This is a genomic window from Rhodococcus sp. P4_B6 (assembly GCF_056402215.1).
In genome coordinates this window covers 90,203-96,931 of sequence record NZ_JBFUHV010000021.1, presented here as the reverse complement: position 1 = coordinate 96,931, position 6,729 = coordinate 90,203, and the positions used below count along the sequence as shown (strand labels likewise).

Genomic DNA, 6,729 nt, shown 5'->3' with positions numbered 1-6,729 from the left:
CCACCACCCGCCGCCCGTACCAGTCGGCCTTGTACTCGAGCATCGACCGGAACTCGGACCACCCCGCATCCGAGATCGCCCGAGACAACGACCGATTCTTGACCATGTTCCGCACACTCAGATCCTCGATGGCGATCACTTGATTTTCGCGCACCAGTCGAGTGGAGAGTGTGTGCAGATAATCGCGACGCCGATCAGCGATCCGGCCATGAATCTTCGCGACCTTCAGTCGGGCCTTGGCCCGGTTCCGGGACCCCTTCTGCTTCTTGGCCAGTGCCCGCTGCGCCTTCGCCAGCCGCTCACGATCCGTGCGCTCGTGTCGCGGGTTGGTGATCTTCTCCCCCGTCGAGAGTGTGTAGAGGCTGGTGATCCCGGCGTCGAGCCCGACCACCCGATCGGCCGGCTCGAGTTCGCTGATCGTGTCCTCGACGAGGATCGAGATGTGGTACTGACCGCGGGCATTGCGCGACACCGTCACCTGCGACGGCACCGCCCCCTCCGGTAGTGGCCTCGACCACCGAATGTCCAGGGGTTCGGTCTGCTTGGCCAACCGGATCTGCCCGCCGCGGTAGGTGAAGCAGTTCGAGTAGTAGGTCGCCGACTCCTTCGACTGGCCCTTCTTCTTGAACTGTGGGTAGCGGGTCTGCTTGCGCCAGAACTTCTCGAACGCACCCTGCAACTGCCGCAGCGACTCCTGCAGCGGCCCCTTCGACGGCTCCGCCAACCACTCCGTCTCGACATCGCGTTTCCATCCGGTGAGCATCTTCGAGGTGTCCGCGTAGGTGACCCGTCGCTGCTCCTGCGACCAGGCACGCGAGCGCTCGGCCAACGCCCGGTTGTAGACATACCGGGTGCACCCGAACGTCCGAGCAAGCTGTTCCGCCTGCACCGCAGTCGGATAGAAACGAAACTTGAACGCCCGCCTCACCCCCCTCCCCACCATGACCGAAGACACTAACCCCAGGGTCCGACACAACCAGATCAGCTATCCCGGACCTCAAGGACCGGGTCTGCGCCGAAAGACTCACGGATCAACTCCGTCAGTCCAGCCGCCCCACCACCGCCTCCGCGCTCGCGACCAGCGCACCGGAGGCGGCGAGGGCGACCGCGGCCTCGATCTCCGGCGCGAGGTGACGGTCGGTTCCCGGTCCGGCGACGTGCTCGCGGATCGTGTCCCGCACCGCCCCCGTCGCCGGTGACGGTGCGAGCGGGGCCCGCAGGTCGAGCGCGCGAGCGGCCGTCAGCGCCTCGACGGCGAGGACCCGGGTGAGCCCGTCGATCGCCCGGCGCAGCTTCCGGGCGGCGGACCACCCCATCGACACGTGGTCCTCCTGCATCGCCGACGACGGAATCGAGTCGACACTCGCCGGCGCCGCCAGCCGCTTCAGTTCCGACACGATCGCGGCCTGCGTGTACTGGGCGATCATGTGGCCGCTGTCCACCCCCGGATCGTCGGCCAGGAACGGCGGCAGCCCGTGGTTGCGGGCGACGTCGAGGAACCGGTCGGTGCGGCGCTCGCTCATGCTCGCGACGTCCGCGACGACGATGGCCAGGAAGTCCAGGACGTACCCGACCGGCGCCCCGTGGAAATTGCCGTTCGACTCCACCCGGCCGTCGAGCGTGACCACCGGGTTGTCGACGGCGCTCGCCAGTTCCCACGACGCCACCCGCTCGGCGTGCGCGAGCGTGTCCCGCGCGGCGCCCGCGACCTGCGGCGCGCACCGCAACGAGTAGGCGTCCTGCACCACGGTGCAACTCGGGTTGGCGTGGCTCTGCACGATCTCGGAGCCGGCGAGCAGGCGGACCATGTTCGCGGCGGCGCGGGCCTGGCCGGGGTGGGGCCGCAGCGCCTGCAGGTCGGGGGCGAACACCTTGTCGGTGCCGAGCAGCCCCTCGACGCTCATCGCCGCCGTGACGTCGGCCAGCCGCAGGAGCGCGTGCAGGTCCTCGCACGCCAGCACCAGCATGCCGAGCATTCCGTCGGTGCCGTTGATGAGGGCGAGACCCTCCTTCTCCTCGAGGACCACCGGCACGATCCCGGCCGAGGACAACGCTGCCGCGGCCGGCATGAGGGCGCCGTCCGCGTCCCGCACCGTGCCCTCGCCGATCACCGCGAGCGCGACGTGGGCCAGCGGCGCCAGATCACCGGAGCACCCGAGGCTGCCGTACTCGTGCACCACCGGAGTGATCCCCGCCGACAGCAGCGAGGCGTAGACCTGCGCGACTTCCGGCCGGGCGCCGGTCCTGCCGGTGGCGAGGGTCGACAGTCGGAGCAGCATCAGAGCGCGCACCACCTCGCGTTCCACCTCGGGCCCGTTTCCGGCGGCGTGCGAGCGGACGAGACTGCGCTGCAGTTGCGCGCGCAGGGCAGAGGGAATGTGCCTTGTGGCGAGGGCCCCGAACCCCGTCGAGATGCCGTAGACGGGCTTCGGGTCCGCGGCCAGCGCCTCGATGCGCTTGCGGGTCTCCGCCATCGCCGACATCGCGTCGCGCGAGATCCGCACGGGCGCGCCGTGGCGCGCCACCCGGATCACTTCTTCGGCGGAGACCGCACCGGTTCCGACCACGACACACTCTTCGGCTCCCACAACCCCAGTCTCCCCCGCGTCCGGGCGGAGAGTGACGGGATTGCGGGAGCCTCGACCGTGTCTACAACCGGCCGCGTAGAGCTTCCTCGATTTCGCGTGGCGTCATCAGACGTTCGAGTTTTTCACTCGGCCACGAGGACGGACGTCCTTGCAATCGGGCTGATTCGAGTAGAGGGAGAGGGCTGCGGTCCCACCGCAGGATCGAATGAACATTCACTACCGATCACTTCCGAACACCGACTCGACAACTTTCCAATTTGCGCCATTGCATCGGCGACAGTTCGTCGCACTATTGACTCATCGCCAATCGTGCCCCTTTGGTTACACGGTTTCGATGAGGCGCGCGGAAGTGCTGGAAAACTGCAGGCCGGGCCACGTTTCAGTGACCTACCGCACAGCTCTCCGGCCACAGGGCCTACCATGACGCAAAAGTAATTGTTACCTTACGTACCACCTTCCCTGACTGGAGACAGCCGATGGCAACCACCCTCGAAGCAAGCATCGACATCGACGCGACCCCGCAAGACGTGTGGGCGGTCGTCTCGGATCTGAAGCGGATGGGCGAATGGAGCCCCCAGTGCCGCAAGATGCGCGTCCTCGGCGGCGTCGTCGAAGAGGGCACGAAAACCGTCAACATCAACCGCAAGGGCTTCCTCGTGTGGCCGACCACGTCGAAGGTCGTGAAGTTCCAGCCCAACAAGGCCATCGCCTTCCGGATCCTCGAGAACCGCACGATCTGGTCGTACGAACTCGAGCCGACCGCAAGCGGGACCAAGGTCATCGAGCGCCGCGAAGCCCCGACCGGCACGTCCAAGGTGTCGCAGTTCCTCGTCAAGACCGTCCTCGGCGGCAACGAAGACTTCGAGGTCGACCTCGTCAACGGCATGAACACCACCCTCGCCCGGATCAAGTCGGCGGCCGAGGGCAAGTAGCCGGGTTGACCCTCGACCTGGTCGAGGCCTCAGCGTGGTCCGCATGGACACACCGGACGCCGTCATGGCGAGGATCTCGCAGGGGCAGGAACGGGCAGTGGCGGGTGACCGGGAGGGCGCCCGGCGCATCTTCGACGAGGTGTGGGACGCCCTCCAGGGGTCCGGCGACACCACGCCGGACCCGCTGCACGTCGTCACGCTGGCCCACTACATGGCGGACGTCCAGACCGACCCCGCCGAGGAGTTGCGCTGGGACCTGCGAGCCCTCGGCGCCGCCGACTCGCTGACCGACGACCGGGCGCGGGAACATCACTCGTCGCTGTCGGTCGCGGGTTTCTACCCGTCGCTGCACCTCAACGTGGCGGCCGCTCATCACGCCCTCGGCCAGTCGTCCGAGGCGCGCCACCATCTCGATCGGGCAGCGCAGAGCTGCGACCACCTCGCCGACGACGGCTACGGACGGATGATCCGCGGCGCCGTCACCCGGCTCCGCGCCGAACTGGACGTGACTGTCGGACCGCCGGGGCAGAGTGGACGCCGTGCTCAGCATCGGTGAACTCGCTCGCGCGTCCGGTCTGTCGGTCAGCGCACTGCGGTTCTACGACAAGGCCGGGGTGCTCACCCCGCACGCGGTCGACCCGCGCACCGGTTACCGCTGGTACACCGACCGGCAGGTGGACGCCGCCGTCCTCGTCGCCGCGATGCGCCGGGTGGGGATGCCGGTGAAGGAGATGGCGGCCGTGCTGAGCGGCACCGACGCCCACGGACTTCTCGACCGGCACCTCGGCCGGCTGGAGCAGGGGCTGGACGACGCCCGCCGTGAACTGACGCGGATTCACCGCCTGCTCGACGCCCGAGCGGACCGGACGCGGACGGTTGTCCTCCGCACCGCCGACCTCCGCGCCGCGGTCGGGGCGGTGCGGTTCGCCGCCGACGCCGACTCGGAGTTCCCGGTGCTGCGCGGCTGCCTCTTCGAGGCGGACCACGACGTGCTGCGGCTCGTCACCACCGACCGCTACCGGCTGGCCGTCGGAACGGCGACCGTGCTCGAACCGCCGGACCAGCCGATCTCCGTGGTCGTCCCGTGCACGTTCCTGGACGACGCTGCCGGGTTGCTGCGGCGCCACGACACGGTGACCGTCGTCGTGGGAGCCGACTCGGTCAGCCTCCGCTGCGGCCGCGAACAGCTCACCACCGGTCTCGTCGACGGCGCCTTCCCCGACCATCGCAGCCTGTCGCCCCGCGACCCGGGAATCGAACACACCTTCTCCTCGGCGGCCCTGCGGGTACTCCTGGCCGACGCGGGTGACCGGGTGGATCTGGGGGTTCTCGAGTCGGGCGAGATCGTCGTCGGCCACCCGGGCACCGAGCGGCCCGTCCGCTTCCATGTGCAGGTGAACGCCGGTTTTCTGCTCGAAGCGGTCGACGCGCTGCCCGGCGCGCAATTGACGTTCCGGGTCGGTGGGCCCATCACGCCCCTCGCCATCCGGCCACGATCCGTTCACACATCGGACCCCGCGAGTGCGTACTCTCTCCTGATGCCGTTGCAGCCGGAAGCGCTCACGTAACCTGTGGGTGCGGCGCGATGGCGCGCAGGCAGCACGTCCGTCCGAACACAGTTAGAGGAGCCCGTGGCACGCAAGCCCACACCCCCCGGAACCCCGCAAGCCACGAGCGTCGGGCACATCGTCGACCTCGTCCGCGGAGCAGTTCCGCCCCTGCATCCGGCCGGGCTGCCCTTCGTCCTCGCACCACTCGGCGTGGCCGTCCTCGGCCGCAACCGCAAATGGGTCCGTCGCGGAGCACTGACCTCCGCCGCTGCCTGCGCCGCCTTCTTCCGGCATCCGCACCGCGTTCCGCCGAACCGTGTCGGCGTCGCAGTCGCACCCGCCGACGGTGAGGTCGCGCTCGTCGACTCCGCGGTCCCGCCGTCCGAACTCGACATGGGAACCGAACCGCTCCCCCGGGTCAGCATCTTCCTGTCGGTGCTGGACGTGCACGTCCAGCGCAGCCCCGTCGGCGGCGAAGTGAAAAAGGTCGTCCACCGGCCGGGCAAGTTCCTCTCCGCCGACCTCGCCGACGCCAGCGAGGTCAACGAACGCAACAGCATGCTGCTGCACACCGCGGAGGGCCACGACGTCGCCGTCGTCCAGATCGCCGGTCTGCTCGCCCGCCGGATCGTCTGCGACGCCAAGGTCGGCGACACCCTCCCGATCGGTGACACGTACGGCCTGATCCGGTTCGGCTCCCGCGTCGACACGTACTTCCCGGCCGGCACCACGCTGCTCGCCGAGCGGGGACAGCGGACGATCGGCGCCGAGACCGTCATCGCTCAACTGCCGTGATCGCGAACGCGAAGAAACAGCGGAGGGGACGACCCCAGCAGGCGGTGCGGCTCCTGCCGAGTGTCGTCACGATCCTCGCGCTGTGTGCGGGACTGTCCGCCGTCAAGTTCGCGCTGGACGAGGATCTGGGAACGGCACTGGCCATGATCGGCGCCGCCGCGGTCCTCGACTCGCTCGACGGGCGGATCGCGCGACTGCTCGACGCCACCAGCAAGATGGGCGCCGAACTGGATTCGCTCGCCGATTCCATCTCGTTCGGCGTCGCCCCGGCTCTCGTCCTCTACGTCACGCTGCTGGACGGCCAGAGTTTCGGCTGGATCATCGCCCTGATCTACGCGGTGAGCATCGTGCTGCGGCTGGCCCGGTTCAACACGCTCCTCGACGAGGACGACATTCCGGGTTACGCCAACGAGTACTTCACGGGTGTCCCGGCGCCGGCGGGTGCGCTGGTCGCGCTGGCCCCCCTGGCCGCCGCCGCGCAGTGGGGCGACGGCTGGTGGTCGTCGTATCCCGTCGTCGTCGCATGGACCGTGTTCTCCGCGGCGCTGATCGTCAGCCGGATCCCCACGCTCGCACTGAAGACGGTGTCCGTGCCCCCGCACATGGCGGCCGGTCTGCTCGTCCTCGTGGCGCTCGCGGCGGCGGCCCTCGTCACCTACCCGTACATCCTGCTGATCGTCCTCGTCGCGGTGTACCTCGGGCACATTCCGTTCGCCGTCCACTCGAAGCGGTGGGTGGCCGCGCGGCCCGAGACGTGGGACATCAAGCCGTCCGAGCGGCGGGCCATCCGGCGTCAGCCCGACGCCCGCGGCAGGCGGTCCGCGGCACGGCTCGGACTGCGCCGTCCCCGGGCCCGGTAGGTCG

General features: G+C 69.2%; 7 protein-coding genes. 5 read left to right on the top strand and 2 right to left on the bottom strand.

Annotated features, from left to right (window positions below):
- A partial coding sequence (locus AC1DWT_RS13530) for an RNA-guided endonuclease TnpB family protein (RefSeq protein WP_477920931.1) occupies window positions 1–943 on the bottom strand: 943 nt, incomplete at its 3' end.
- A 97-nt stretch (window positions 944–1,040) separates the two neighbouring features.
- Complete coding sequence (hutH, locus tag AC1DWT_RS13525) at window positions 1,041–2,588, bottom strand: histidine ammonia-lyase (protein WP_206013142.1); 1,548 nt, start codon at window positions 2,586–2,588, stop codon at window positions 1,041–1,043.
- Between the two features lie 476 nt (window positions 2,589–3,064).
- Between hutH and AC1DWT_RS13520 the strand changes: the two genes are divergently transcribed.
- The 5 genes from AC1DWT_RS13520 to pssA all read left to right on the top strand — a co-directional run bounded on the left by AC1DWT_RS13520 (window position 3,065) and on the right by pssA (window position 6,725).
- Window positions 3,065–3,520: an SRPBCC family protein gene (locus tag AC1DWT_RS13520; protein ID WP_072948448.1), complete on the top strand. Its 456-nt coding sequence runs from the start codon at window positions 3,065–3,067 to the stop codon at window positions 3,518–3,520.
- Window positions 3,521–3,554: 34 nt separating this feature from the next.
- Window positions 3,555–4,076 (top strand): hypothetical protein, encoded by a 522-nt coding sequence (locus tag AC1DWT_RS13515; RefSeq protein ID WP_095862481.1) that lies wholly within the window; start codon window positions 3,555–3,557, stop codon window positions 4,074–4,076.
- Window positions 4,051–5,088 carry a DNA polymerase III subunit beta family protein gene (locus AC1DWT_RS13510; protein WP_095862480.1) on the top strand — a complete coding sequence of 346 codons (1,038 nt, stop codon included), beginning with the start codon at window positions 4,051–4,053 and terminating at the stop codon, window positions 5,086–5,088. The genes AC1DWT_RS13515 and AC1DWT_RS13510 overlap by 26 nt, the downstream gene beginning before the upstream one ends.
- A 63-nt stretch (window positions 5,089–5,151) precedes the next feature.
- Window positions 5,152–5,865, top strand: coding sequence for a phosphatidylserine decarboxylase (locus tag AC1DWT_RS13505; RefSeq protein WP_095862479.1), 714 nt, complete (start codon window positions 5,152–5,154; stop codon window positions 5,863–5,865).
- Window positions 5,862–6,725, top strand: coding sequence for a CDP-diacylglycerol--serine O-phosphatidyltransferase (pssA, locus tag AC1DWT_RS13500; protein WP_072948454.1), 864 nt, complete (start codon window positions 5,862–5,864; stop codon window positions 6,723–6,725). Before AC1DWT_RS13505 ends, pssA begins: the two co-directional genes overlap by 4 nt.
- Window positions 6,726–6,729: the final 4 nt, after the last annotated feature.

What these genes read in the sequence shown, in the direction of transcription:
- AC1DWT_RS13520 (WP_072948448.1), top strand. Translation starts at nt 3,065, where the DNA reads ATGGCAACCACCCTCGAAGCAAGCATCGACATCGACGCGACCCCGCAA.